Source organism: Leeia aquatica (assembly GCF_012641365.1).
Taxonomy (GTDB): Bacteria; Pseudomonadota; Gammaproteobacteria; order Burkholderiales; family Leeiaceae; genus Leeia; species Leeia aquatica.
In genome coordinates this window covers 592148-618515 of record NZ_JABAIM010000001.1, presented here as the reverse complement: position 1 = coordinate 618515, position 26368 = coordinate 592148, and the positions used below count along the sequence as shown (strand labels likewise).

The window sequence follows — 26368 nt, the reverse complement described above, 5'->3', positions numbered from 1 at the left end:
AAGCCCTGCGCTGCTGCGCAGGGCTTTGATTTGCTGCCGGGGCGCCCCCCGAACTGGTGGCATGTCACCTGAAGTCTTACAAGTAAAAACATAACGGGGAAAAGCTCATGGCTGAGATGGCAATCGAGCTTCGCGGCATCGACAAGCGCTTCGGCGCCGTGCATGCCAACCGTGACGTCACCTTGACCATCGCCAAGGGATCGATTCACGGCATCATCGGAGAGAATGGCGCGGGCAAATCCACGCTGATGAGCATTCTCTACGGCTACTATCAGGCGGATTCCGGCAGCATTGCCATCAACGGCAAGCCGGTGCGCATCCGCAACAGTCACGACGCCATTGCCCTGGGCATTGGCATGGTCCACCAGCACTTCATGCTGGTCGACAACTTCACCGTGCTGGAAAACATCATTCTGGGTGCCGAAGGCGGGTTCGTGCTCAAAGGCGGCATGGACCAGGCGCGCGCGCACCTCAGCAAGCTCAACCAGGATTATTCGCTGGATGTGAATCCGGACGCCATCGTGGGCGAGCTGGGCGTGGGCCTGCAACAACGGGTGGAAATCCTCAAGGCGCTGTACCGTGGTGCCGACATCCTGATTCTGGACGAACCCACTGCCGTATTGACCCCGCAGGAGGCCGACCATCTGTTCCGCATCCTGCAGGCGCTGAAAGCGCAGGGCAAGACCGTGATCCTGATCACCCACAAGCTGCGTGAGGTGATGGACGTGACCGACGCGGTGACCGTGATGCGAGCCGGTGCCGTGGTCGGCAATGTGCAGACGGCGGACGTCAGCAAGGAAATCCTGGCGGACCTGATGGTGGGCCGCAAGGTGAACATGCAGGTGGAAAAGCAGGTGCGTGCAGCCGGTGCGCCGGTGCTGCAGGTGCGCGACCTCAGTCTGGTGGATAACCGTGGCGTCAAACTGCTCGACAAACTGAATTTTGAAGTCCGCGCTGGCGAAGTGGTCGGCATTGCCGGGGTGTCCGGCAATGGCCAGTCCGAGCTGATGGAAGTGTTGGCGGGCATGACCGAAGCCAGCGAGGGCGTGATCCTCTACAAGGGGCAGGACATCAGCCGTTTGAAGGGCAAGCTGCCACGACCGGCGCTGCTGCGGCAGATGGGTATCGGCCATGTGCCGGAAGACCGCTCCCGCGAAGGCTTGATCAAGTCCTTCTCCAATTTCGAGAACGGCATTCTCGGCTACCACCGCGACCCGGCCCTGCAAGGCAAGGGCCTGTACCATCGGGTGAAGCTGGTGGAGCGCATGCAATCCTTCATCCAGCAGTTCGACATCCGCCCGGCGGACCCGCTGCTGCGCGTGGGCCAGCTGTCTGGTGGCAACCAGCAGAAAGTGGTGCTGGCGCGCGAAATCCACAGCAACCCGGACCTGCTGCTGGTTGGCCAGCCGACCCGTGGTGTGGACATTGGCGCCATCGAATTCATCCACAAGCGGCTGATCCAGCTGCGTGATGAAGGTAAGGCCATCTTGCTGGTATCGGTGGAGCTGGACGAAATTCTGGCCCTGTCCGACCGCGTGGTGGTGATGGCAGGTGGCAAGATTACCGGCGAAATGCCGGCAAGCGAGGCGACCCCCACCTCGCTCGGTTTGTTGATGGGAGGTCACTGATGTTGAAATTCGGACAACCGTCCGCCCTGCCGCGCTGGGCGCAGCTCACGCTGCTGCCGCTGCTCAATCTGTGTGCTGCACTGGCGGTGACGGCACTGGTGGTATGGCTGATCGGCGAGAACCCGTGGGAATGCCTCAAGCTGCTGGTGGGCGGCGCTTTCGGCTATAAGGAAGGCATCGGCTATACCCTGTTCTACACCACCAGCTTCATCTTCACCGGGCTGGCGGTGGCCGCAGCGTTTCACGCCGGGCTGTTCAATATTGGTGGTGAAGGGCAGATGTACATCGCCGGTCTGGGCGTCACGCTGGTCTGCTTTGCCTTTGGTACCAGCTTGCCCTCCTGGCTGCTGATTCCGCTTGCCATCGTCGCAGCGGCCGCCTTTGGCGGTGCATGGGCTTTCCTGCCGGGCTGGCTGCAAGCCAAGCGCGGTAGCCATATCGTGCTGGTCACCATCATGTTCAACTACATTGCCAGCTCGCTGATGTCTTACCTGATCAGCAAGCCGCTGGCAGAGCCGGGTGCATTCAACAGTACCTCTACCCGTGAGCTGGTGCAGGCAGGCTGGATTCCTTCCATGCAGCAGATGGGGGCGGCCATCGGGCTGGATCTGCCGCAAACCCCGCTCAACGCCATGCTGTTCCTGTCGGTGGTAGTGGCCGTAGTGTTCTGGCTGGTGGTGTGGCACAGCCGCTGGGGCTATGAGCTGCGTACGGTGGGTACCAACCAGCAAGCCGCAGGCTACGCCGGTATCAATGTCAGCAAAGTGGTGATCATGGCCATGGTGGTCTCCGGCGCACTGGCCGGTCTGGCTGCGGTCAACGAAGTGCTGGGCTCCACCCACCGCCTGAATACCAACTTCACCAATGGTATCGGCTTTGTCGGTATTGGGGTGGCGCTGATGGGGCGCAACCACCCGGTCGGGGTGGTGCTCTCTGCCTTGCTGTTTGGCGCGCTCACTCAAGGCGGGCTGGACCTGGCGCTGGACAAGCCGAACATCACCCGCGAGATGATCATTTTCATTCAGGGCCTGATCATCCTGTTCTGCGGTGCACTGGACAACCTGTTCGACCCGCTGCTGTCACAACTTTTCAAACGGAAGAACTAATATGGACCAATTCTTCGGTTTGCTGGAAATGACCATCCGCCTGTCCACGCCGCTGATCCTGGCGGCGCTGGCGGGGCTGTTTGTCGAGCGCTCGGGCGTGGTGGACATCAGTCTGGAAGGCAAAATCCTCTCAGCTGCGTTTGCTGCTGGTGCTGTGGCCGCCGTCACCCATTCCCCCTGGCTGGCGTTGCTGGCCGGCATGGGTGCTGCGGTGCTGATGGCCATGCTGCACGGCTTTGTGAGCGTCACCTACAATGGCAACCAGCTGATCTCCGGGCTGGCGATCAATACCATCGCCTCCGGCCTGACACCGGTGTTGGGGTTGGCCTGGTTTGAGCAGGGCGGCGCTACCCCGCAGCTGGATGATGCCTCGCGCTTCCGTGAAATCCACTGGCCGGGCGTGGAGGCGGTGCAGGACATTCCGCTGATTGGCCACATCTACAAGAATGTGATCTCCGGCCACTCCCTGCTGGTATACCTGACGGTGCTGATCATCCCGCTGGTCACCTGGTTCATCTACCGCAGCCGCTTTGGCCTGCGCGTACGCGCGGTGGGCGAGAACCCGCATGCCGCTGATACCGCCGGGGTGAGCGTGGCCAAGGTGCGCTACATTGCCCTGTTCTGGGGCGGTATCCTCTGCGGCATCGCCGGTACCTTCCTGGCCATCTCCATCAACTCCGGCTTTGCCAAGGACATGTCCGCCGGCAAGGGCTTCCTGGCACTGGCGGCGCTCATTTTCGGCAAGTGGCGGCCGGGTAGTGCGGTGATCGGCTGCCTGCTGTTCGCCTTCTTCGACGCGCTGCAGATCCGCTTCACTGGGGTATCGCTGCCGGTGGTCGGCATCATGCCGTCGCAGATTTTCGAAGTGATCCCGTACGTGCTGACGGTGCTGCTGGTAGCCGGTTTCGTTGGCCGCGCCATCGCCCCCAAAGCGATCGGCATCCCCTTCGTCAAATCCCGCTAAAGCAGGCGAGCGCGACAGACAAAAGGCCGGTGGCAACACCGGCCTTTTGTACAGGTGGACGGGCGGGTCAATCCGGTCTGGTCCACCGTATGGGCAAGAATGCATCTCACCAAGCGAGGGCTGGCGCGGCTTTCTGCTCGCATGGCTATCACCGGTACGAGATGGAGAACGCCACCTTTATGTGATAATGTCATGCCGTCGGTGTGTGACCGTGTGTTGTTCTGCTCAAGCAGTACCTGCCATGATGGGGACGCACGGTACATCATGATTCAGACCGTACATCACATAAAAGGGAGTCATCGGGTATGCGCGGAACCATTATTGCGTGGAATGGCGAGAGTGGCACCATTGCCGCTGCTGAGCAGCGTTTCGAATTTGACATCAAGCTGTGGCAAGGCAATGTCGCGCCCAAGCCGGACATGACGGTTCTGCTCAGTCTGGACGGCGACACCCTCACTGGGCTTGCCCCGGTTGCCGAAGGCGAGCTGGCCAAGGAAAAAATGGCGCAACTGGGTACGCAAGGTGTCGCGCTCGCTAAAATCATCGGGCAAGACATCGGCAAGGATGTTGCCATCGCCTATGGCGTGTTTGCCATCGTGGCGCTATTCCTGCCTTTCCTGTCGGGCAATGGCTTCTTGGCCGCGCAGAAAATCACGCTGGCCGAGATTGTGTCAGCGGGTGTGCTGCTGGTACTGCTCGCAAGCGCCAGCATTGCTGTTCCCCACTTCTGGAAGCACAAGCTGGCCCCGCTGGCCTTGTGTGCGCCACTGCTGGTGACCCTGCTGGCGGATATTCAGGCTTACCGCGTGTTCTCCAGCTTCAACGCGGGCATGGATCAACTGGCGAACGCGCTGGGCGAATTCAGCCGCCCATCGCCGTTCTCGCTGAGCCTTGGTTTCTATCTCGCTCAACTGGTTGCAGGCTATATTGCCTACCGCGGTGTGACGCGTTATCTGAAGAACAAGGCCTGATTGTTCCTGATCCAGGCAGTGCAGCCTGAGGCTGTGTAAAACAAAACGGGCTACCTGAATAGGTAGCCCGTTTTGTTTTTAATATACCTTCGGAATAGAGAACCAATGCCACACTGTAACGACTAGAAAAGTATAGCAAAGAAAAAAAATTATTGTAGATTTGAACTGGGACGTGGTGGATAACTTAATGTTGTGAATCTGCTGCAAATCATGCAGTCTAGCTTTTTGTGTGTCTCCTGCGTCAAGTTCATTTTTTATTTTGCTTTCAAGATCTTTGCTTATGGTCTTTAAAGATCTCTTGTCGTTGAATTTTAAATATGTTCTATGCATAAATAAAATGACCGTTAAAACAATTGCATGAAGTTGAGGCCAGGCGGGGCTTACACCCCAGCAACCAAGCGTTGCAAGAAAAAGCCATACTCCTTCTGTATTAAGCGAGGAGTAATATGCATCTATGTGGGCCTCAAAGTTGATAAGTTCTTTTTTTATGGAAATATTCAAATCTTCTTGCATGTGTGCACCCAATGTTTACCTTTCATAAACACGCTCGGCTCTAAAGTAAAAATTTTTATGTTATTTCGAGATAAGATTGATCTAATTATTCTACGGCACCAGCACCGTCGGTACCGCTTTCGGCAGCAGGTCCGGGTAGTCGCGGCTGAAGTGCAGGCCGCGGCTTTCGTGGCGGCGCAGGGCGCTTTGTATGATGAGGTCGGCGGTGAGCACCAGGTTGCGTAGCTCGATCAGGTCGTTGCTGACGCGGAAGTTGCGGTAGAACTCGTTGATTTCCTGCGTGAGCAGCTGGATGCGGTGCTGGGCGCGTTGCAGGCGCTTGGTGGTGCGCACGATGCCGACATAGTCCCACATTGCGTGGCGCAGCTCGTTCCAGTTGTGCGCGATCACCACTTCTTCGTCGGCGTCGGTCACCCGGCTTTCGTCCCAGTCCGGCACGCTGGGCAGCGGCTCGGCTTGGCGCGAGAGGATGTCCTCGGCGGCGCTCTCGGCAATCACCAGGCATTCCAGCAGCGAATTGCTGGCCAGCCGGTTGGCACCGTGCAGGCCGGTGTACGCCACTTCACCGGCAGCGTAGAGGTTGGCGACATCGGTGCGGCCTTGCAGGTCCACCATCAGGCCGCCGCAGGTGTAGTGGGCGGCGGGGACCACCGGGATGCCCTGGCGGCTGATGTCGATGCCCAGCTCCAGGCAGCGGGCGTAGATGGTGGGGAAGTGGTCACGCAGGAAATCGCGTGGTTTGTGCGAGATGTCCAGATACACGCAATCCAGGCCGTGGCGTTTCATTTCAAAGTCGATGCTGCGGGCGACGGTGTCACGCGGGGCCAGCTCGGCGCGCGGGTCGTGATCCGGCATGAAACGGTGGCCATCCGGCAGGCGCAGGATGCCGCCTTCGCCGCGCACCGCCTCCGTAATCAGGAAGGACTTGGCTTCCGGGTGGTAGAGGCAGGTGGGGTGGAACTGGATGAACTCCATGTTCGCGACCCGGCATCCGGCGCGCCAGCCCATGGCAATGCCGTCGCCAGTGGCGGTATCCGGGTTGGTGGTGTACAGGTAGACCTTGCCTGCGCCGCCGGTGGCGAGCACGGTGTACGAGGCCAGCAGGGTTTCCACGTGATCGGTTTCGGTGTTCAGGATATAGGTACCGAGCGCGCGCTGTTCACTGTGGCCCAGCTTGCGGCTGGTGATCAGGTCGATCGCCACCCGGTTTTCCAGCACGGTGATGTTCGGGTGCTGCCGTACTTTCTCCACCAGCGTTTGCTGTACCGCTGCGCCGGTGGCGTCGGCGGCGTGAATGATGCGGCGGTGGCTGTGACCGCCTTCCCGCGTGAGGTGGAAGCCGAAGGGGTGGCCTGCATCCGGGGTGAACGGTACGCCCTGGGCAATCAGCCATTCGATATTGCGGCGGGCATGCTCGAGGATGTAGCGGGTGGCGTGCGGATCGCACAGGCCACCACCGGCAATCTGGGTGTCCTGCAGGTGGGCGTCGATGGAGTCTTCGTCGGTCAGCACGGCGGCGATGCCGCCTTGCGCCCAGCTGCTGGCGCCATCGAGCAGGGCTTTCTTGGTCACCAGCGTGACCTTCAGCCGGTCGGCCAGCCGCAGCGCCAGTGCCTGGCCTGCCAGACCACTGCCGATGATGAGGACGTCTGTCTTGTGCATGCTGCCCGTTTCCTGCTGACGTGAGTGAGGTGTGAATTTTAACAGACGGTGGCCGGAACTTCCCTTCCGCTTTCAGGTCTGTTGCTGCAGGTGGTAGCATTGCACCCTTCAAAAACAAGAGTTCAGTCTGCGGCAACCGGATGGGCCGGTCCCGCAGCATCAGGGATGGCAGCATGAGTGATCGCGAAGTCGATCAACAGCTGGTAGAGCGCGTACAGCGCGGAGACAAACGGGCCTTTGACCTGCTGGTAGGCAAATACCAGCGGAAGCTTGCACGCCTGTTGTCCCGCTTCGTCCGCAATCCGGAGGAGATCGAGGATGTGGCGCAGGAAGCCTTTATCAAGGCTTACCGGGCCTTGCCCTCGTTCCGCGGGGAAAGTGCGTTCTATACCTGGCTGTATCGCATCGCTATTAATACGGCGAAGAATTATCTGATGTCGGCAGGGCGGCGGGCGACCACCACCTCGACATCCATTGAGGTGGACGAGTCCGAAACGCTGGACATGGCCGAGCAGGTGCCGGATGACAATACCCCGGAAACCGAGTTGGCCAACCAGCAGATCGTGCAGGCGGTGAACCGGGTGGTGGAAGCCTTGCCGGAGGAGCTGCGCGAGGCCATCACGCTGCGCGAGATGGAAGGACTCAGCTACGAAGAAATTGCTGAGGCAATGCAGTGCCCGATTGGCACGGTGCGGTCGCGGATCTTCCGCGCCCGGGAAGCGATTGCAGCGGAGCTGCGACCGCTGGTGGAACAGAAGCAGAACAGAAGATGGTGAACAGCATGAACGAGCGTATTTCAGCCTTGATGGATGGTGAGCTTTCCAGTCAGGAAGAAGCTTCGGTATTGCAATGGTTGCGACACAACCCGGACGGGGCTGAGCAGTGGCATACCTATCACCTGATTCGTGATGCGCTGCGCGAGAAAGGGGCTGCCGATGTGGATGTCCGCAGCCGGGTGATGGCGCAGCTGGAAGCCGAGCCGACCATTCTGGCGCCGCGACGCGCGCGCATGCCGGCTCGCCGCACCATGGTGGCCTTGTCTGCTGCGGCATCGGTCGCTGCCGTGTCGGTGGTGGGCTGGATGGGCTGGCATACCCGCCCGACCCCGGCCAATGCCCCGACCATGCAGGCTGCGGTCACGGCCCCGCTCAAGGCAACAGGTACGGCAGACATGCGCCCCTACCTGGCTGCGCATCAGCAGTTCTCCGGGCAGGTGAATGGCCGCAGCGAGGTGCGCCCCGCCAACTATGAGGGTGGGGAGCCGGTGAACAAATGAGTTTATGTTTCAAACCGGTTCACCTGCTGCGCTTGCTGCTGCCGTGCTGTGTCGGGGTAGCGCTGGCCGGGCAGGCACTGTCGCCCTCGGAAGGCTTGCAACTGCTGAACCGGGTGACGCAGGCCACCCGGCAGCAGAGTTTCGTCGGAGTGTATGTCTACCAGCGCGATACCCTGGTGGAAACCTCCCGCATTACCCATCAGTTTGCGGACGGCAACAGCTATGAGAAGCTGGAGGCGCTGGATGGCCCGGCGCAGGAGCTGATCCGTGCCAACAACATGCTCAGCTGCTATGTGCCTGCCAACCGCAGTGACAAGGTGGATTACCAGTCCTACAGCCGCTTCTTCCCTGATGTGCTGCCGAATGACAGTCGCGCCCTGCTGGAAAACTATCACGTGATCCGGCAGGACATGGAGCGGGTGGCCGACCACGATTGCCAGATGGTGTTGCTGGCACCCAAGGACGGGCTGCGTAACCCGTTCCGCTTCTGTTATGAGCCCACCCGTGCGGTGCTGCTCAAGGCGCAGGTCTATAACGACCGGCAGGAGCTGCTGGAGCAGATGTCCTTTACCCAGGTCAACATCGGCGGGGTGATTGATCGCAGTGCCTTCAAGCCGCGTCTGCCCAACAAGGTGGGGGCCTGGCAGCGTAGCGATGGCCCGGTGAAGGCGGACGACCTGATCATCAACGACAAGCAGCTGCCCGCAGGCTTCAAGCTGGTGCGGGGCAGCAAGCGGCAGCTACCGGGCAAGCCTGCGCCGGTGTCGCATTACCTGTTCTCGGATGGCCTGGCTTCCATGTCGGTGTTCCTGGAATTTACCGGCAAGGAAGGGCGGCCTGCAGAGGGCGCATCGCGTCAGAACGACACCAATATCCTGGTGGAAACCGATGAAGGCGCGGTGATGATGTTGCTGGGCGAGGTGCCGAAAGGGGCCCTGCAGCAGCTGGGTAACAGCTTGCGGATCAAGCCCAAGCGTTGATTGGATCTGGGTCTGACTGGAGTCGAGGAAGAGCATGAAACTGTGGCGTTCGTTGCAATCCGGCCTGTTGGGTGTGGCTGTGTTGTGGTCCACTGTGAGCGTGGCAGCAGCCAAGGATTTACCGGATTTTACTGAGCTGGTGGAAAAGCAGGGCCCTGCGGTGGTCAACATCAGTACCACGCAGACGGTGAGTGGTGGCGCTGCCAATCCGTTTGCCGAGGGTGACCCGGCCTATGAATTCTTCAAGCGCTTCATGCCGCAATTGCCCAAGCAGCGGGATTACCAGACCCGCTCGCTGGGTTCCGGTTTCATCATCAGTGCCGATGGCGTGATTCTGACCAATGCGCATGTGGTGGATGGTGCGGATGAGATCACCGTCAAGCTGACCGACAAGCGCGAATTCAAGGCCAAGCTGATCGGGGCGGACAAGCGCACCGATGTGGCCGTGCTGAAGATTGAAGCCAGCAAGCTGCCCATCGTTACGCTGGGTGACCCGGACAAGCTGAAGGTGGGCGAGTGGGTGCTGGCCATTGGTTCGCCGTTCGGGCTGGAAAACACCGTGACGGCCGGGATCGTGTCGGCCAAGGGGCGTACCCTGCCGGACGATACTTATGTGCCGTTCATCCAGACCGATGCCGCGGTGAACCCCGGTAACTCCGGTGGCCCGCTGTTCAATATGCGCGGTGAGGTGATTGGCATCAACTCCCAGATCTATAGTCGCTCCGGCGGGTTCATGGGCTTGTCGTTCTCGATCCCGATCGACGTGGCGATGGACGTGGCCAATCAGCTGAAGAGCAATGGCCGGATCAGTCGTGGCAAGCTGGGTATCAATATCCAGGAAGTGAGCAAGGATATTGCGGAGTCGCTGGGTCTGGGTGCGCCATCGGGTGCGCTGGTGGTGGGTGTGGAAAAGGGCTCTGCCGCTGACCGTGCCGGGCTGAAGGCCGGTGATGTGATTCTGAAGTTCGACAACAAGCCGATTGGTGCGTCCAGCGAGTTGCCACGTGTGGTGGGCTCCACCAAACCCGGCAGCAAGGTACAGTTGCAGGTATGGCGCAACAAGGCATCCCAGGATGTGACGGTGACGCTGGGTGAGGTGGTGGATGACAGCGCCAAGGCCAAGCCTGCCGCCCCGCCGAAGCCGGATGCGCTGGTGCGCATTGGCTTGCAGGTGACCGAGCTGAATGCGGCTCAGAAACGTCAATTGGACGTCGGATTTGGTCTGCTGGTGACCTCGGCGCAGGGTGCCGCGGCGCGAGCCGGGGTGGAGGAGGGCGATGTCATCATCGGCGTCAGCAATGAAACCCTGAAGTCGCAGCAGCAACTGCTGCTGCTGCTGGAGCGGGCGCCGAAGGGCAGTGTGGTGGCCTTGCTGATCCGCCGTGATGACAGCACGCTGTACATCCCGGTGCGGGTTCCGGAAAAGTGAGCGCCTTACCGACGCTGACACTCTACATTCGCGAATACTGCCACCTGTGCCAGGACATGCTGGCTGCACTGCAGCAGGACTACCGGGGGCGCTTGCTGCTGCAGGTGGTGGACATTGAGGATGATGATGACACCGAGGCCCGCTACGGCCAGCTGATTCCGGTGCTGATGGCGGGTGAGTACGAGTTGTGTCATTACCACCTCAACCGTGCAAGACTGGATGCGTATCTGGCGGAAATTGGGTAAAATCTAGGGTTAAGGTGACGGGGCACTCGTGTAGTGCCCCTTCTTATTGCCGACTGCGCCTGCCGCACGGCCTGCTGGAACCACAAGCTGCATGAAACACATACGCAATTTCTCGATCATCGCCCACATCGACCACGGCAAATCCACGCTGGCCGACCGCTTCATCCAGTTCTGTGGCGGACTGGACGCCCGCGAAATGTCTGCCCAGGTGCTCGACTCGATGGACATCGAGAAGGAGCGGGGCATTACCATCAAGGCGCAGACCGCCGCGCTGCAGTACAAGGCACGCGATGGCCAGGTCTACAACCTGAACCTGATTGACACCCCGGGGCACGTGGACTTTTCCTACGAGGTGAGCCGCTCGCTGGCCGCTTGCGAGGGCGCGCTGCTGGTGGTGGACGCTTCGCAAGGGGTGGAAGCGCAGACGGTAGCCAACTGCTACACCGCCATCGAACAGGGTGTGGAAGTGCTGCCGGTGCTCAACAAGATCGACCTGCCTGCTGCCGAGCCGGAGCGGGTGTGCGAAGAGATCGAAGACATCATCGGCATTGATGCGACGGATGCGGTGCGCGCCTCCGCCAAGAGTGGCATCGGCATTGAGGACATCCTCGAATCGGTGGTCGCCAATATCCCGGCACCGACCGGTGACCCGACCGCGCCGCTCAAGGCGCTGATCATCGACAGCTGGTTCGACAACTACGTCGGCGTGGTCATGCTGGTGCGGGTGGTGGATGGCGAGCTGAAGCCGAAAGACAAAATTCTGCTGATGAGCAGCAAGACCCAGTACTTGTGCGAACAGGTCGGGGTGTTCACGCCGAAGTCGCTGCAGCGCGATGCGCTGCGTGCCGGTGAGGTGGGGTTTGTGATCGCCGGCATCAAGGAGCTGAAGAGCGCCAAGGTGGGCGATACCATCACCATCGCCAATAAGGCCGCGACCGAGCCGCTACCAGGCTTCAAGGAAATCAAGTCGCAGGTGTTTGCCGGTCTGTATCCGGTGGAAAGCCATGACTACGAGAACCTGCGTGATTCGCTGGAAAAACTGCAGCTGAACGACGCCAGCCTGCATTTCGAGCCGGAAGTGTCGCAAGCGCTGGGCTTTGGCTTCCGCTGCGGTTTCCTTGGCCTGCTGCACATGGAGATCGTGCAGGAGCGGCTCGAGCGCGAGTTCGACATGGACCTGATCACCACCGCGCCGACCGTGGTGTATCACGTGCTGATGAAAGATGGCACCGAGCTGGAAGTGGAAAACCCCTCCAAGCTGCCGGACCTCTCCAAGATCGAAGAAATCCGCGAGCCGATCATTACCGCCCACATTCTGGTGCCGCCGGATTACCTCGGCTCGGTGATGACCCTGTGCAACAACAAGCGCGGCGTGCAGCGCAATATGCAGTATATGGGCCGTCAGGTCATGCTGTCTTACGACCTGCCGATGAACGAAGTGGTGATGGATTTCTTTGACAAGCTGAAGTCGGTCAGCCGTGGCTACGCCTCGCTGGATTATGACTTCAAGGAATTCCAGCCTGCTGATCTGGTCAAACTCGACGTGCTGGTGAATGGCGACAAAGTGGATGCTTTGTCCCTCATCGTGCACCGGGCCAACAGCGTATACCGTGGCCGCGAACTGGTCAGCAAGATGCGTGAGCTGATCCCGCGCCAGATGTACGACGTGGCAGTGCAGGCCGCGATTGGTGCCAACATCATTGCCCGCGAGAACGTGAAAGCCATGCGCAAGGACGTGCTGGCCAAGTGTTATGGCGGCGATATCACCCGCAAGAAGAAGTTGCTGGAGAAGCAGAAGGCTGGCAAGAAGCGGATGAAGCAGGTGGGTAATGTGGAGATTCCGCAAGAGGCCTTCCTCGCCATCCTGCAAGTCAGCGACAAGTAAGCCGTACACACAAGGACAAGCATGAACTGGATTGCAACCTGGACCGGCGCCGCCATCATCGGGGCCGTGATGCTGGCGATGGGCCGCAACCTGCCGCGCAATGACAAGGGTGAAGCACACGCCACGGTACAGTTTGCCCATATGGCGCTGATCATCGGCGTATTTGGCCTGATTGCGGTGTACACCACCTTGTCGCTGGCCATGTTGCTGTTCGTGCTGGTGTCCGGTGTGGTCTGGGCGGTGGACAAATGGTATCTGGCGCGCCGTCGCAAGCAAGGCGAGCGCCAATCGGATGAGGTGGAGCTGTTCGCGGGCCTGTTCCCGGTGATTGCCGTGGTGTTTCTGGTACGCTCCTTCCTGTTTGAGCCCTTTACCATACCGTCGAGCTCCATGCGGCCCGGGCTGGAACCGGGTGACTTCATTCTGGTCAACCGCTTCAGCTACGGCATCCGTGTGCCGGTGCTTAACACCGTATTGATCGAGACGGGCAAGCCGCAACGCGGTGATGTGATGGTGTTTCGCTATCCGGTGGACCCCAAGACGGATTTCATCAAGCGGGTGGTCGGCTTGCCGGGTGATACCGTGACATACCGTAACAAGCAGCTGACGGTGAATGGCAAGTCGGTAACACAGGTTGCTCTCGCAGAAGGCAGCTATGTGCGCGACAACTCCGCCAATCTGATTCCGGTGCAACGTTTCAAGGAAACAACCGCAACCCGCAGCTATCTGGTGCAGACGGTCGAGCAAGCCCCTCCCGTGAACCAGGATCAGGTGCTGAATTTCCCCTACCGCGATAACTGCCAGTATGATGACAGTGGCTTTACCTGCAAGGTGCCCGCAGGCCATTACTTCATGATGGGTGACAACCGCGACGACAGCTCGGATGGCCGCTACTGGGGCTTCGTGCCGGACGAGAACATCGTCGGCAAAGCCACCCTGATCTGGATGAACATCGGCGCGTTCAGCCGTATCGGTACTTCCATCCAGTAAGCGCATCCCCATGGGCTGGCTGCCTCATGGCATAGTGTTTAACTATCCGATCAGGGGTAATGCCGCTATGATAACGAAGCTTTCCTCCCGTCCACACCGGTAAGGGAAGCGGGGCTTGGCAAACAGGCATACCGCCAGCCCATATGGGCAAACGCATTGATTGAGGAGACGCTGCATGCTGCAACTGAAACCGCGCAAGGCCGAACACGGATTGTCCATCATGGGGCTGATCATCGTGGCGGTGGTGCTGGGCTTTTTCTTGCTCATTATTGCCAAGACCATTCCGGCCATCTCGGAATATCAGGCGGTGAAGAACGCGCTGAAGAAGGTGTCGCACGAGGGGGGAACACCGGCTGAGATGCGTGCCGCGTTCAACAAGACTGCGGATGTGACAGATATCCATTCCATCAAGGGCGAAGGTCTGGAAATCCAGGGTTCGGGTGACAATGTTACCGTCCGGGCCAAGTATGAGGCCAAGATTGAGCTGTTCGGCAATGTCAGCCTGGTGCTGGATTTTGATACCTCCGCTGGCGCGGGTGGTGGTGGTAAGCTGCCTTGAGGCGGCAGGAAGACCGGGCGCTGCAAGCGCGTATCGGTCATGATTTTGCCGATGCGTCATTGCTGCAACAGGCATTGACGCATCGCAGCTTTGGCACGCCACATAATGAGCGGCTGGAGTTTCTGGGCGACAGTGTGCTGTCGCTCGCGCTGTCCAACCTGCTGTACGAGCGCTTCCCGCAGCTCTCCGAGGGAGAACTGTCGCGGGTGCGCTCCAATCTGGTCAACCAGCAGGCGCTGGCCGAGCTGGCGATCGGCCTCAAGCTGGGACAGGTGTTGCGGCTGGGCGAGGGTGAGGTCAAGAGTGGTGGGCGGGAGCGCCCGTCAATTCTGGCTGATGCGCTGGAAGCCTTGTTCGGTGCCGTCTATCTGGATGGTGGGCTGGCGCCGGCGCTGGCCTGGATTGCCCGGCTGTACCAGCCGGTGCTGGTGTCGCTCAACCCGCAGACGCTGGGTAAAGACCCCAAGACCTTGCTGCAGGAATGGCTGCAAGGACAGCGGCTGCCGCTGCCGGTCTACCGGGTATTGCAAGCGCAAGGGGCCAGCCACGCGCAGTCCTTTGCGGTGGAATGTGAAATCGCTGTGCTCGGCATCACGGTGCCAGGCAGTGGCAACAGTCGCAGGCTCGCCGAGCAGGAGGCTGCCAAGGCCGCGCTGCAACAGGCGCAGCAACGGCAGGCAAACAAGAAAGCATCATGACAGAAGCGTTTCCGCCCCCTTCGGACTTTCACTGTGGCCTGGTGGCCATCGTGGGTCGGCCCAATGTTGGCAAGTCCACCCTGCTCAATCACCTGATCGGGCAGAAGATCAGCATTACCTCACGTAAGGCACAGACTACCCGCCACCGTGTGACCGGCATCTATACCGATGCCAGCCACCAGATGGTGTTCGTCGATACCCCCGGCTGGCAGACCAAATACAAGAGCGCGATGAACAGCGCGATGAACCGCAGCGTCAGCGGTACGCTGGCGGACGTGGACGTGGTGCTGTTCGTGATTGAGGCCGGGCGCTTCTCGCAGGCGGATGCCGATGTGCTCAAGCGCCTGCCGACCAACCGTCCGGTGATCCTGGTGGTCAACAAGGTGGATTACCTCAAGGACGACAAGGAAACCCTGCTCGCCTTCCTGCAAGAGATGTCCGGCAAGTTCAATTTTGCCGCGCTGGTACCGGTGATCGCCCAGCATGGCCACAAGGTGGACGTGTTGCTTGATGCCGTGCGCCCGCTGCTGCCGCAGGGCGAGCCGATGTACGAGGAAGACCAGATCACGGACCGCAGTGAACGCTTCCTTGCCGCTGAGATCGTGCGGGAAAAGCTGTTCCGCCTGCTGGGCGACGAACTGCCGTATGCCATGAACGTGTTCATCGAGCAGTTCGAGCTGGATGGCAGCATGCGCCGCATCCACGCCGCCATCATGGTGGATAAGCCCGGCCAGAAAGCCATCCTGATCGGCAAGGGCGGCGAAAAGCTCAAGCGCATCGGCACCGAGGCGCGCATCGACATGGAAAAGCTGTTCGACGGCAAGGTGTTCCTGCAGCTGTGGGTCAAGGTCAAGAGCGGTTGGGCTGATGATACCCGCCTGCTGCGCGAGTTCGGCTTCGAGTAAGCGCAGGCCGTGGCGCAATCCCAGCGAGTCGATCTGACCGAAGGCTTTGTACTGCACCACTACCCGTGGCGGGAAACCAGCCTGATTCTGGAAGTGTTCAGCCGCGAGCATGGGCGGCTCAGCATCGTCGCCCGCGGCGCACGCCGCCCCGGCTCTGCCTTGCGCGGGGTGCTGCTGCCGTTTCAGCCGCTGCTGCTGTCCTGGTATGGCAAACACGAGCTGAAAACCCTGCACAAGGCCGAGTGGGTCGGCGGGGTACGCTTTCCGGCAGGTCATGCCCTGATCTGTGCCTACTATCTCAATGAACTGCTGCTGGCCTTGCTGCCCAAGGAAGACGCCAGCGGCGAGCTGTTTGATCATTACCAGCACGCGCTGCATGCGCTCAGCCACGGCCTGGAGCAAGCACCGGTGCTGCGCCAGTTCGAGCAGGCGCTGCTGAGTGAGCTGGGGTACGGCCTCTTGCTTAGCCACACGGTGGAAGGGCTGCCGGTTGAGGCCGGGCAGCGCTATGCTTATCGGCTGCAACATGGGCTGTACCCGGCGCGTGAGCGCCAGCGTGATGACATCCCGCTGGATGGCCAAACCCTGCTCGACCTGCACGACGGCCACTATGAGCGGGCTGAGACCCGCCAGCAAGCACTGGCCTTGATGCGGCGACTGTTGGCCAGCTTGCTGCCAGAGCGGCCGCTGGCCACCCGCGAGCTGTTCCGCCTGTTGCGGCAGCTGGACGAGCCCGCCAACGGGAGGGACGCATGATTTATGGACTGGGGACCGACCTCGCGCGGGTGAGTCGCTTCCAGCAAGGGCTGGAGCGGCATGGAGAGCGTTTTGTCGAGCAAATACTGGCCCCGGCTGAGCGCGAGTCCTTTGCTCAGGCCGCCCACCCGGCCCGCCTGCTGGCCAAGCGCTGGGCGGTGAAAGAGGCGTTTGGCAAGGCGGCGGGCACCGGCGTGCGTGCGCCGATTACCCTGCAAGCGCTGTGGCTCAGCCACGACGCGCTGGGGCGACCGCTGCTGTGCTGGGATGAGGCGGTTGCCGCCTGGCTGGCGGAGCGCGGGATAAGCCGAACGCATGTGAGCCTCAGCGATGAGGCCGACTACACGGTTGCCACCGTGATTCTGGAAATCGGATAGGAAACGAGCCATGACCACAGTCAATCTGCCCCTGGGACCGGTGTGTGTCGACCTCGCCGGTACCGAGTTGACCGATGCTGAGCGGCAGCGCCTGCTGCACCCGCAGGTGGGCGGTGTCATCCTGTTCAGCCGCAATTTCCGTTCGGTGGCGCAACTGTGTGCACTGACCCGTGAGATTCACCAGCTACGCAGCCCACGGCTGATCATCGCGGTGGACCACGAAGGCGGCCGGGTACAACGCTTTCGCGATGGCTTTACCCGACTGCCGCCGATGGCCGAGCTGGGCAAGCTGTGGAATGACGACCGCGCAGCCGCGCGTGCGCTGGCAGCGCGCACCGGCTGGGTGCTGGCGGCGGAGCTGCGCGCCAGCGGGGTGGACTTCAGCTTTGCCCCGGTGCTGGACCTCGACTATGGGGTGTCCACCGTCATCGGCAACCGCGCCTTCCATGCCCACCCGCATGCGGTGAGCGAGCTGGGGCAATACCTGATGCAGGGCATGCGGCAGGCTGGCATGAACGCTTGCGGCAAACACTTCCCCGGTCACGGTCATGTGGTGCTGGACTCCCACCACGCCCTGCCGGTGGATGACCGCCCGCTCTCGGAAATTCACGGTGCCGACCTGCAACCCTTCCGCCGCTTGATCGAGCACGGGCTCGCGGCGGTGATGCCTGCGCACGTGATCTACGCCAAGGTAGACGAGCGGCCCGCCGGCTTCTCGCCGCGCTGGCTGCAGGACATCCTGCGCGGCCAGCTTGGCTTTCAGGGTGCCATCATCAGCGACGCACTGGACATGGCCGGTGCCGCTTTCGCAGGCAACACCATCGAGGAGCGTGCCAAGGCCGCGTTCGAGGCGGGCTGTGATCTGGTACTGGCCACCAACCGCCCGGAAGAGGCCGAGCGTCTGTTGCAGCGGCTGGACTGGCAGATTAGCCCGGTGTCCCTCAGCCGCCTCGCCCGCCTGCACGGCGAACCCAATCCCCTGCAGTGGGATGACCTTGTTCACGACCTCGATTTCCAGTCTGCCCGCCGTGAAGTGGCTGCCTTGGCAGGGGAGGGGGACATCAGCCGCTGGGGGCCTGATGTGGGGGAAGCTTAGGCGGTAGGGCTGATGTTGTGCCTGTCGGGCCAGCTATAAGCAGTGACCCATCCCGCAAGCGGTCATGACGCCAGTCAGCCCGCAGGTGAAGATGGCAAGCGCAAAGACTGCCATTGCCGTCAAAATTCGTCCGATGAGGGAGGGTGTGCCATGAGACAAGATGGCGGCGCAGCCGACCGAGATCGAAAACAGTGGCCATAGGCTGCTCGATGCAGGGGCAAGGAACACCACCAGCACCATGACCGTGCTGCCTGCGAGCAAGACCAGTATCCACTGCCAGAATGGCGCTGCGTGTGATGATTGTTTGCGGCTGGGTGTGTCTAGTGGGGTGGTCAAGGTTGTGCACCTGTTTGGTAAGGGCCTGCTTTGGCAGAGGCTTGGTCCAGTACTGCCAGCATTTCCGCAGCCTCTTCTTTCGAAGACGGGAACACATCCTCGCTGTTGAGTACTTGCTGCAAGTAGCCGCGAACGGTATCCCGCTCCCTGCCACTGACCGCGTACAGCTTGGCCAGTTCCAGCGCGGCATCGTTATCACCATGCTCCAGGGCCCGTTCAAACCAGTAGCGGGCTTGCCGAATCTGCCCGCTGCGACGGCAGGTGATGCCCAGATTGAAGCGGGAGGCGGCATAACCGGCATCAATGGCGCGCCGATCCCATGCCACCGAAGCTTCCACATCCCACGATACACCCTGACCTGATTCGTACAGAATGGCAAGGCGGGACATGGCGGCACCATCGCCCATTAATGCGGCCTGTAAAAAGAGTGAGGCGGCCAAAGTAAAATCACCATGCTCCTCCGCTGTATCCGCTGCACAGAAGATGGATTCGGCCAGTGAGAGTGGAGCGTCTGCGCTGAGATTCATGTCTGGTCTGTCAAGCAGCACTGTTGTCCAGCACTCTGCTGAGCATGGGCGCCAGCGCCATCAGTAGATAGAGCAGCGCCAGCCCGATGCGCTCCCGCAAGTGATATTTCGGCTCGCGCTGATGGAATAGCAGCAAGATGGGCCAGGACAAGGCCTTTTCCCGAAGGGTAGGATGAGGCGCTTGGCTGAGCGCTGGCACGAGCCACACCCATGCGGCAAACAGTAGCGTCAACAGGATGAGGTAGAGGGCGTATCCCATAATGCGTATCCCATATGGCTGGCCTGACCCGTGTGTACTGTGCAGGCCAGTGTAATGGCAACGCTTTGCCGGAGCAATGCCGGATGCCCGGCGCAGGCATCCGGCGGTTTGCACTTAGCGGGTGTGCGGCTGATCGTCCTGGTCGACCTGCCACAGATAGTCAAACAGGGTGCGGGTGACGTTGACCATGGGCTTGAAGTGTACATTGTCCGGGGTGTCGTTGACGGAGTGGTAATTCGGCACGTCGGCGAGGCCAATCACACGAGTGTTGATGCCGATACGGGCAAATGGTCCGGCATCATAGTCAAAGGTCGGGCCCGGGGTTTTCGGGTATTCGTGTGAATAGGCGTCCTTGTCTTCATCCGAGTCGTTATACACCTCGCGGAACCAGCGCTTGCTGTAGGCATCCATTTGCTTTTGGCTGAAGCTTTGCCATTTGTCGTAGCCAAGGCCGATCATGTCGATGCTGATCATCAGCACAATCTGTGCGTTGGGGGCGGCGGCGACCGGGTTCTGGCTATGGTAGATGGAGCCCATGTACTTCTGCTCTTCCGCACCATAGGCGACAAACATCAGTGTGCGCTTGTTCTGGCCTTCCAGCTTTGCAAAGGCACGTGCCAGCTCCAGCGTGGCGGCGACCCCGGTCAGGTCATCATTGGCGCCCGGGTATTGCTTGCGCAGGTCATTGTTGAAGCCCAGATGATCCCGGTGGCCGCTGATGATGATCACTTCCTTGGCCAGCTCAGGGTCATTACCCGGCAGGATGCCGATGATGTTGCTGGTATTCGCCTTCTGGCCAAGCTGCAAGTTGGAAGATTCATCAGGGTCGGTGATCCTGGTGGTGAAGGGTTGCAGGTAGCCTTTGCTGCCCGCTGGGGTCAGGCCTATGGCTTCAAACTGCTTCACCAGCCAGTCGCGGGACAGTGTATCGCCTTCTGTGCCGGGCAGGCGGCCATTGTATTTGGGTTTGGCCAGCTCCCTGACCGTGGCTTCCAGACCTTCCTGACGGATGCTGTTGCGCGCGGCGATGACGTCCTCATCGGTGGTTTTGCTGCCTGCCTTGGCCGTTGCCGGTTTGCCGGAGGGGGTGAGTGGGGTGGCGGCCAGTGCCTGGCTGCCAGGCATGGCCGTGAGCAGCAGGGTGGTCAGCAGGGAGAGGGTGAGTCGGGTGTGGGATAACATGGTTTTCATTTCTTGCATAGCTTGGTGCGAGGTTAGTAAAGGTCCGGCAGGGCCGGGCGTGGGTCATTCACTGGTCAATGTAGTCACTCAGCAATAAGTGAACTAGTACCCTGATGTTTAAAAATATTTCAGTGATATGACATCAATTTATATGCATAATGCATGATTGTGGTTGATAAGGAAGCAGAGGTTAGCAGGGATGTCTGCAATCAAGCCAAAGTGTCAGGCAGTGATGATGGGGCTACTGCTGCAGGGTATGTCCGGGCCTGGCGTTGCATCACCCCGTCTGGATGTGGTCAAACAGCAGGTGCATCGGGCTGCACTGCAGCGCGACTATGTGGCGCTGAGACGGTTGATGGTGGCGGAGTTCATCTGGAGCTTCGGTGGAGATGGCAGTGCAGATCAGGCCATTGCGGCCTGGAAGGCCAGGCCTGACTTGTTGCGCACGCTGTCGCGGATCACGGCGGCTGGCGTGGCGTGCGCTCAAGAGACACCAGAGACGGTGGCATGTCCTGCGCACGCTGGGCTGAGTTATCGCGCCGGGTTCGTGAAACTATCAGGCCAGTGGCGATTGGCGTACTTCGTGGCTGGAGACTGATGGTGCGCGGGGGCGTACCCGATAGCTACGTGTCTTGTACATGGATGGAATTCATCCTGTCCGTGCAGGGCAACCGCGGCACGACATGATTGCGGTTGCCCTGCAGGGCAGCGACTTAATCAAATACCGAGCAATCCCTCTTCTTCGTCGGGTGGGCGAGGTTCCAGGCCATGCAGGCAGCCTTGGCCTTCCTCATCTGATCCTTCGTTGTCGCTTCCGGATCTGGGCGCTCCTTGCCGTTACCCCCGCCCCAACTGTCAAAGCACACGTCCTGGACACAGTACACCGCGAAAGCAGGCGAGCTCATCAGTGCGGCAGCGCTGACCATGGCGGCCACTGCCAACGTTTTCAAAGTGCTTTTCATTGTCGTGTTTCCTCGTTTCAAGTTTTGAGTAAAAGACACAGTGTGTGCATCTCATGCTGCTATTTTGACTAACTGCTTCAGCCTCAATGCACGAAGGGGATGCTCACATGGTGGAAATTCAGGATCAATACGGAGCTGATGAATGGGTGGACTCTAATACCAGATGTGTGGATGACTGCTTGGGCTGTTTTTAGATCAGTCCTTTATTTTCAGCTTGTTAGCCAGTTAAATTTAGTTTTGCTAAATGTTTTTTTAGTTCTGACGAACGGTTATTCAGATACCACTTGATGATTTATGTTTTTGTGTTATGAACAATTATTCTCATTTGAGTGTGGCTATGTCTCGTCTCCGGGATGTGCTGTGCGGCTGTTGGGTATGGCGTGCAGGGTGTGGCAGCTGCGGTGTCTCGGGAACGGGAGAAGGGGCTGGTGTTGCCTGCCTGAGGTGAACCCTCTTATGATGCAGTGAAAGTAAACTTGCATTCACTAAATCGGGTAATCCATACGGCTGGAGGGGCGGGCGGATGACGGGTTTCGACTATGTGGTGGTGGGCGGTGGCTCGGCGGGTTGTGTGCTGGCGGCGCGCTTGTCAGAAGACCCCAGCCTGTCGGTGTGCCTGCTGGAATCCGGCCCCAGCGACTGGCACCCGGCCATTCATGTGCCGATTGGCTTGCTGTGGATGATGCGCAGCCCGGGCATGAACTGGAACCTCAATACTCATCCCGAGCCTGCGCTGGCCGGGCGTCGGCTGTTCTGGCCGCGTGGCAAGGTGCTGGGTGGCAGCAGCTCATCCAACGCCATGTGCTATATCCGGGGTCATGCTGCAGATTATGATGGGTGGGCCGCGCAGGGCTGCACGGGCTGGTCTTTCCAGGAGGTGTTGCCCTACTTTCGGCGGGCCGAGCATCAGGAACGGGGCGAGGACCCGTATCACGGGGTGGGTGGCCCGCTGAATGTGGCGGATCTGCGCACGCCAAACGTGCTGAGCAAGGCGTTTGTCGAGGCGGGCGTGCAGGCGGGCTTTCCGCACAACACGGATTTCAATGGTGCGCAGCAGGATGGGGTGGGCCTGTTTCAGGTTACCCAGAAGGATGGCGCACGCTGCAGTGCGGCGAAGGCTTATCTGACCCCGGTGCGGCAGCGGCCTAATCTGACCGTGATCACCGGCGCACAGGCGACGCGCATCCTGCTGTCGACCACAGCGACAGGCGCACCCAAAGCCAGTGGGGTAGCGTACCGGAAGGGGGGGCAGGAGCAGGTGGTGCAGGCGCGCTGCGAAGTGTTGCTGGCTGCCGGGGCCATTTTCAGTCCGCAATTGCTGATGCTGTCCGGGATCGGTGATCGGGTGGCCTTGCAGGCGCAAGGCATCGCCTGCCTGGCGCATCTGCCCGGCGTGGGGCAGAATCTGCAGGACCATCTGGATGTGATGGTGGTGCAGGCTTCCCGGCAGCCTGTTTCGTACAATCTGGGCCTGCGCAACCTGCTCAAGTCCCCCTGGTATCTGCTGCGCTACCTGATGCGGCGGGACGGCATGCTCTCCACCAACGGCGCCGAGGCCTGTGGCTTCATCAAGAGCGCTCCGGACGAAGTCATTCCGGACCTGCAGTTTCACTTCACCCCGGCCAAGCTCAAGGACCATGGCCGCAACCTGCGCTTTCTGACCGGGCAGGGGTTTTCCCTGCACGTCTGCAACCTGCGCCCCAAGAGCCGAGGGCGGGTGGCACTGGCCTCAACCGACCCTGCGCAGCCACCCCGCATTGAAGCGAACTATCTGGACCACCCGGATGACCTGCGCCGGATGATCCGTGGCGTGCGCCACGCCCGGCAGATCCTGTCCCAGGCTGCCATGGCCCCGTATGGTGGGGCGGAGGTCCTGCCGGGGCCTGCGGTACAAAGCGATGCAGAAGTGGAGCACTTCATCCGGCAGCATGCCGAAACCATCTACCACCCGGTCGGCACCTGCCGGATGGGGGTGGATGCACTGGCGGTGGTGGACCCTGCGCTGAAGGTGCGCGGGGTAGACGGGCTGCGGGTGGTTGACGCGTCCATCATGCCCACGCTGGTAGGCGGCAATACCAATGCGCCGACCATCATGATTGCAGAAAAAGCAGTCGATCTGATCCGGCAGGAAAGGCAGAGAGTGGGGTAAAGCGAGGGGGAGCCACCCGCCCGCACTGGGCGAGTGGCTGGAGCGGCTTAGCGTTTGACTGCCAGCGGGCTGGTCTGCTTGGCAAAGTAAGCAGCCAGATCCGCAATATCCTGCTTTTTCAGCGGGCTGGCCATGCCGGCCATGATCGGGTTCTTGCGGTTGCCCTTTTGGTAGTCGGTCAGCGCTTGAACCAGATAGTCTTCCTGCTGGCCAGCCAGAATCGGATAGGTCGGGCTGGTGCTGAGGCCGCCCTGACCATGGCAGGCAATGCAGGCCTGGGCTTTCTTTTGCCCGGCAGCCGGGTCGCCCCCGGCGAAGCTGCTGGTGCTGGTCAGCCCGAGCAACAGCAGGCTGCTACAGGCGGCAATGCGTTGAATGGCGTTCATTGGCTGTCGTCCCTTATTTTTGTGCGGCGTAGTATGCAGCCAGATCCTGCATGTCCTGTTCGCTGAGCCCGGCAGCGATCCCCTGCATGGTGGGGTGGCTGCGCTGGCCTTCCTTGTAGGCCTTGAGCGCGCTGACAATGTATTCGGGGTGCTGGCCGCCAATCTTGGGCACGCTGTACACCGACGGGAAGGCGGTGCGGTAGCCTGGAATGCCATGACAGCCCGCACACATGGAGTTCTTTTGCTTGCCACGGGCAGGATCGCCTGCGGCGTTGGCGGCGACAGGTGCAAGCAACAGCAGACCGGCACTGACCACCATGATTTGCAGCAGTTTGTTCACGGATCAACCTCTTTTCTGTTCTGGAAAAAGCCGGATGCGTTGTCCGCTGCTGGCGACGTCGCGCCCTGCCAACCTTCTCGGGTGCGTCAAATTGTAGCAGCTTGCCCTGTGGAGTAAAGCAGGCCACTTGTCCTTGATCTGGCGCAAAGCGGGTGCTGTATCCGTGATGCCACACCCTAGAAGGGCCGGTGCAGCAGCAAACGCTGGCGGAAGCTGCTCAGCATGCTGGCCGATGCCCCCCAGATGAAGTGTGCCTGATAGGGGATGGTCAGCAGGTCAACCGGGCCGCTACGCCGCTCGATGCGAAAGCGCCGAATGTGATCCGGGTTCAATAAATACAGTAACGGCAGGTGAAAGACCTGGGCCACCTCCCCGGGGTTGGGGGTGGCGCGGAAGGGTTGATCCAGCCATCCCACCAGCGGGGTGACTTCGTAGCCGCTGACGGTGAGCAGGGCAGGGAGCTCTCCCAGTATGCGTACCTGCTCAGATGGCAGGCCGATTTCTTCGCGGGCCTCGCGCAGCGCGGTCGTCGCCAGGTCACGGTCTTGCGGGTCCTGCCGGCCACCGGGCAGACTGATCTGGCCGGGGTGGTGTTTCAGATGATATTGCCGCTTGGTCAGGATGATGTCCACGCCTTGCGGTCGCCAGTGCAGCAGTAGCAGTACGGCGGCAGGGCGGAAGTGCTCGATGTGGCGCAGCAGCGGATGGCGGGCCGAAGGGCTGTCTGCCGGTAGCCCGCGGTTGTGGCTCAGGGCTGTGCGAAACTCTTCGGCGGCCAGACTGGCATCCTGCCAGTTCAGCGTGCGCCAGGGTTGATTATTGTCTGGGCGGTATGTGGTCATTACGGAGCGGGTTTGCATTGAAGCGAAGTGCTTTCTCCGCTATAATCTCATGGTTAAGAACTGCGCGAAACGGGATAGGCCTGCCGGCCTGTCCCGTTTGCATAAGTGGGGGGCGAAAAAGCCGGTCTGCCTGCCGCTCCCGACGTGCGCAGACCCCCCATTCAAGGACAAGGAGCCCCACTGTGTCAGCACCTCAGCCCGCCATTCTTGCCCTTGCCGACGGAACCGTGTTTCGTGGTACGGCCATCGGCAGTACCGGTGTCACCGTAGGCGAAGTGGTGTTCAACACCGCGCTGACCGGGTATCAGGAAATCCTGACGGACCCGTCCTACAAGCATCAGATTGTCACCCTCACGTACCCCCATATCGGCAATGTCGGCGTCAACGCGCAGGATTGCGAGTCCGCCGGTGTTCATGCCGCCGGTCTGGTGATTCGCGATCTGCCCCTTACTCTGTCCAACTGGCGTGCCGAGCAGTCGCTGCCCGATTATCTCAAGGCCAACCAGGTGGTGGCCATTGCGGATATCGACACCCGCAAGCTGACCCGCCTGCTGCGTGAAAAAGGCGCGCAGAATGGCGTGATCATGGCGGGCGACATCGACGAAGCCCGTGCCATCCGCATGGCGCAGGAAGCGCCGTCGATGGCGGGTCTGGATCTGGCCAAAGTGGTGACCACTGACCAAGCCTACAGCTGGACCGAAGGCGAATGGCAATTGCAGGGTGGTTTCCGCCAGCAGGACAAGCCGGTGTATCACGTGGTGGCGTTTGACTACGGCGTGAAGCGCAACATCCTGCGCATGCTGGCCGAGCGCGGCTGCAAGGTGACGGTGCTGCCTGCCACGGCCACTGCAGAAGAAGCACTGGCGCTGAACCCGGATGGTCTCTTTCTCAGCAATGGCCCGGGCGATCCGGAGCCGTGTGATTACGCCATTACGGCGATCCGCAAGCTGCTGACCACCGGCATCCCGGTATTCGGTATCTGCCTCGGCCACCAGCTGCTGGCGCTGGCCTCTGGCGCACGTACGCTGAAGATGAAGTTCGGTCACCACGGTGCCAACCACCCGGTGCAGGACCTCGACAGCAAGCAGGTGATGATCACCAGCCAGAACCACGGTTTTGCGGTGGACCCGGACAGCCTGCCCGCCACTCTGCGGGCGACCCATGTGTCGCTGTTCGATGGCTCGTTGCAGGGCATTGCCCGCACCGATGTACCGGCGTTCTCCTTCCAGGGGCACCCGGAAGCCAGCCCCGGTCCGCATGACGTGGCGTATCTGTTTGACCGCTTCGTGGACTTGATGGCGAAGCGTCAGAAGTGATGTAGCGGTCTGGGGTAGCGGGCCGCATG

The 26368-nt window shown here is 60.6% G+C and carries 30 protein-coding genes; 20 read left to right on the top strand and 10 right to left on the bottom strand.

Translation table 11 applies throughout. The annotated features are described in order from the left end of the window. The first annotated feature begins 107 nt into the window (after positions 1–107). The 4 genes from HF682_RS02965 to HF682_RS02950 all read left to right on the top strand — a co-directional run bounded on the left by HF682_RS02965 (position 108) and on the right by HF682_RS02950 (position 4669). Positions 108–1628: an ABC transporter ATP-binding protein gene (locus HF682_RS02965; RefSeq protein WP_168875744.1), complete on the top strand. Its 1521-nt coding sequence runs from the start codon at positions 108–110 to the stop codon at positions 1626–1628. Further along, entirely contained in the window at positions 1628–2734 is a 1107-nt protein-coding gene (locus tag HF682_RS02960; protein WP_168875743.1) for an ABC transporter permease, read from the top strand. The genes HF682_RS02965 and HF682_RS02960 overlap by 1 nt, the downstream gene beginning before the upstream one ends. 1 nt (position 2735) lies before the next feature. Continuing rightward, positions 2736–3698 (top strand): ABC transporter permease, encoded by a 963-nt coding sequence (locus HF682_RS02955; protein WP_168875742.1) that lies wholly within the window; start codon positions 2736–2738, stop codon positions 3696–3698. A gap of 305 nt (positions 3699–4003) precedes the next feature. After that, positions 4004–4669 carry a hypothetical protein gene (locus HF682_RS02950; protein ID WP_168875741.1) on the top strand — a complete coding sequence of 222 codons (666 nt, stop codon included), beginning with the start codon at positions 4004–4006 and terminating at the stop codon, positions 4667–4669. Positions 4670–4747: 78 nt separating this feature from the next. Here HF682_RS02950 and HF682_RS02945 read toward each other — a convergent pair whose 3' ends face one another. Together HF682_RS02945 and nadB are read right to left on the bottom strand one after the other, a co-directional pair. Then, entirely contained in the window at positions 4748–5182 is a 435-nt protein-coding gene (locus tag HF682_RS02945) for a hypothetical protein (protein ID WP_168875740.1), read from the bottom strand. Positions 5183–5272: 90 nt separating this feature from the next. Beyond that, positions 5273–6844, bottom strand: a complete 1572-nt coding sequence (gene nadB, locus HF682_RS02940; RefSeq protein ID WP_168875739.1) for an L-aspartate oxidase — start codon at positions 6842–6844, stop codon at positions 5273–5275. A gap of 173 nt (positions 6845–7017) precedes the next feature. On the opposite strand from nadB, the gene rpoE reads away from it, so the two are divergent. The 13 genes from rpoE to nagZ all read left to right on the top strand — a co-directional run bounded on the left by rpoE (position 7018) and on the right by nagZ (position 18040). Continuing rightward, positions 7018–7620, top strand: a complete 603-nt coding sequence (gene rpoE / locus HF682_RS02935) for an RNA polymerase sigma factor RpoE (RefSeq protein WP_168875738.1) — start codon at positions 7018–7020, stop codon at positions 7618–7620. A gap of 5 nt (positions 7621–7625) precedes the next feature. Next, positions 7626–8120: a sigma-E factor negative regulatory protein gene (locus HF682_RS02930; RefSeq protein WP_168875737.1), complete on the top strand. Its 495-nt coding sequence runs from the start codon at positions 7626–7628 to the stop codon at positions 8118–8120. After that, positions 8117–9100 carry a MucB/RseB C-terminal domain-containing protein gene (locus HF682_RS02925; protein ID WP_168875736.1) on the top strand — a complete coding sequence of 328 codons (984 nt, stop codon included), beginning with the start codon at positions 8117–8119 and terminating at the stop codon, positions 9098–9100. The genes HF682_RS02930 and HF682_RS02925 overlap by 4 nt, the downstream gene beginning before the upstream one ends. Before the next feature lie 34 nt (positions 9101–9134). Then, positions 9135–10529, top strand: a complete 1395-nt coding sequence (locus tag HF682_RS02920; protein WP_168875735.1) for a DegQ family serine endoprotease — start codon at positions 9135–9137, stop codon at positions 10527–10529. Beyond that, positions 10526–10774, top strand: a complete 249-nt coding sequence (locus HF682_RS02915) for a glutaredoxin family protein (RefSeq protein ID WP_308418689.1) — start codon at positions 10526–10528, stop codon at positions 10772–10774. Before HF682_RS02920 ends, HF682_RS02915 begins: the two co-directional genes overlap by 4 nt. A gap of 91 nt (positions 10775–10865) precedes the next feature. Continuing rightward, on the top strand, positions 10866–12659 hold the full coding sequence (gene lepA, locus HF682_RS02910) for a translation elongation factor 4 (protein ID WP_168875734.1): 1794 nt from the start codon (positions 10866–10868) through the stop codon (positions 12657–12659). Positions 12660–12680: 21 nt separating this feature from the next. Then, complete coding sequence (gene lepB / locus HF682_RS02905; RefSeq protein ID WP_205881876.1) at positions 12681–13649, top strand: signal peptidase I; 969 nt, start codon at positions 12681–12683, stop codon at positions 13647–13649. Positions 13650–13824: 175 nt separating this feature from the next. Then, the gene (locus HF682_RS02900; RefSeq protein WP_168875733.1) at positions 13825–14208 is read left to right on the top strand and encodes a DUF4845 domain-containing protein; all 384 of its coding nucleotides are present in this window, start codon (positions 13825–13827) and stop codon (positions 14206–14208) included. Next, positions 14205–14906, top strand: a complete 702-nt coding sequence (rnc, locus tag HF682_RS02895) for a ribonuclease III (protein ID WP_168875732.1) — start codon at positions 14205–14207, stop codon at positions 14904–14906. The genes HF682_RS02900 and rnc overlap by 4 nt, the downstream gene beginning before the upstream one ends. Next, positions 14903–15811, top strand: coding sequence for a GTPase Era (era, locus tag HF682_RS02890; protein ID WP_168875731.1), 909 nt, complete (start codon positions 14903–14905; stop codon positions 15809–15811). The genes rnc and era overlap by 4 nt, the downstream gene beginning before the upstream one ends. A 9-nt stretch (positions 15812–15820) precedes the next feature. Next, positions 15821–16567 carry a DNA repair protein RecO gene (recO, locus tag HF682_RS02885; protein ID WP_168875730.1) on the top strand — a complete coding sequence of 249 codons (747 nt, stop codon included), beginning with the start codon at positions 15821–15823 and terminating at the stop codon, positions 16565–16567. Then, a complete protein-coding gene (acpS, locus tag HF682_RS02880) occupies positions 16564–16944 on the top strand; it encodes a holo-ACP synthase (protein WP_168875729.1) in 381 nt (126 codons plus the stop codon). The genes recO and acpS overlap by 4 nt, the downstream gene beginning before the upstream one ends. A gap of 10 nt (positions 16945–16954) precedes the next feature. Then, positions 16955–18040 carry a beta-N-acetylhexosaminidase gene (gene nagZ / locus HF682_RS02875; protein WP_205881875.1) on the top strand — a complete coding sequence of 362 codons (1086 nt, stop codon included), beginning with the start codon at positions 16955–16957 and terminating at the stop codon, positions 18038–18040. A gap of 33 nt (positions 18041–18073) precedes the next feature. On the opposite strand, the gene HF682_RS02870 is transcribed toward nagZ, so the two are convergent. The 4 genes from HF682_RS02870 to HF682_RS02855 form a co-directional block, all read right to left on the bottom strand. Next, positions 18074–18376: a hypothetical protein gene (locus HF682_RS02870; RefSeq protein ID WP_168875728.1), complete on the bottom strand. Its 303-nt coding sequence runs from the start codon at positions 18374–18376 to the stop codon at positions 18074–18076. After that, complete coding sequence (locus HF682_RS02865; RefSeq protein WP_168875727.1) at positions 18373–18903, bottom strand: tetratricopeptide repeat protein; 531 nt, start codon at positions 18901–18903, stop codon at positions 18373–18375. The genes HF682_RS02870 and HF682_RS02865 overlap by 4 nt, the downstream gene beginning before the upstream one ends. Positions 18904–18913: 10 nt before the next feature. Continuing rightward, positions 18914–19162, bottom strand: a complete 249-nt coding sequence (locus tag HF682_RS02860; protein WP_168875726.1) for a hypothetical protein — start codon at positions 19160–19162, stop codon at positions 18914–18916. 114 nt (positions 19163–19276) lie between these two features. Next, positions 19277–20344, bottom strand: a complete 1068-nt coding sequence (locus tag HF682_RS02855; RefSeq protein WP_168875725.1) for a M28 family metallopeptidase — start codon at positions 20342–20344, stop codon at positions 19277–19279. 199 nt (positions 20345–20543) lie between these two features. Between HF682_RS02855 and HF682_RS02850 the strand changes: the two genes are divergently transcribed. Further along, positions 20544–20942, top strand: coding sequence for a hypothetical protein (locus HF682_RS02850; RefSeq protein ID WP_168875724.1), 399 nt, complete (start codon positions 20544–20546; stop codon positions 20940–20942). A 115-nt stretch (positions 20943–21057) separates the two neighbouring features. Here HF682_RS02850 and HF682_RS02845 read toward each other — a convergent pair whose 3' ends face one another. Beyond that, complete coding sequence (locus HF682_RS02845; RefSeq protein WP_168875723.1) at positions 21058–21306, bottom strand: hypothetical protein; 249 nt, start codon at positions 21304–21306, stop codon at positions 21058–21060. A gap of 523 nt (positions 21307–21829) precedes the next feature. On the opposite strand from HF682_RS02845, the gene HF682_RS02840 reads away from it, so the two are divergent. After that, positions 21830–23455 carry a GMC family oxidoreductase gene (locus HF682_RS02840; protein ID WP_168875722.1) on the top strand — a complete coding sequence of 542 codons (1626 nt, stop codon included), beginning with the start codon at positions 21830–21832 and terminating at the stop codon, positions 23453–23455. A 47-nt stretch (positions 23456–23502) separates the two neighbouring features. Here the strand turns inward: HF682_RS02840 and HF682_RS02835 are convergent, their stop codons facing one another. From HF682_RS02835 to HF682_RS02825, 3 genes are all read right to left on the bottom strand, one after another. Continuing rightward, positions 23503–23841 carry a c-type cytochrome gene (locus HF682_RS02835; RefSeq protein WP_168875721.1) on the bottom strand — a complete coding sequence of 113 codons (339 nt, stop codon included), beginning with the start codon at positions 23839–23841 and terminating at the stop codon, positions 23503–23505. Between the two features lie 13 nt (positions 23842–23854). Then, positions 23855–24181, bottom strand: coding sequence for a c-type cytochrome (locus HF682_RS02830; RefSeq protein ID WP_308418688.1), 327 nt, complete (start codon positions 24179–24181; stop codon positions 23855–23857). A gap of 176 nt (positions 24182–24357) precedes the next feature. Next, positions 24358–25023, bottom strand: coding sequence for a CoA pyrophosphatase (locus HF682_RS02825; protein ID WP_168875720.1), 666 nt, complete (start codon positions 25021–25023; stop codon positions 24358–24360). Positions 25024–25205: 182 nt separating this feature from the next. On the opposite strand from HF682_RS02825, the gene carA reads away from it, so the two are divergent. Further along, the gene (carA, locus tag HF682_RS02820) at positions 25206–26339 is read left to right on the top strand and encodes a glutamine-hydrolyzing carbamoyl-phosphate synthase small subunit (RefSeq protein ID WP_168875719.1); all 1134 of its coding nucleotides are present in this window, start codon (positions 25206–25208) and stop codon (positions 26337–26339) included. Positions 26340–26368 lie beyond the last annotated feature (29 nt).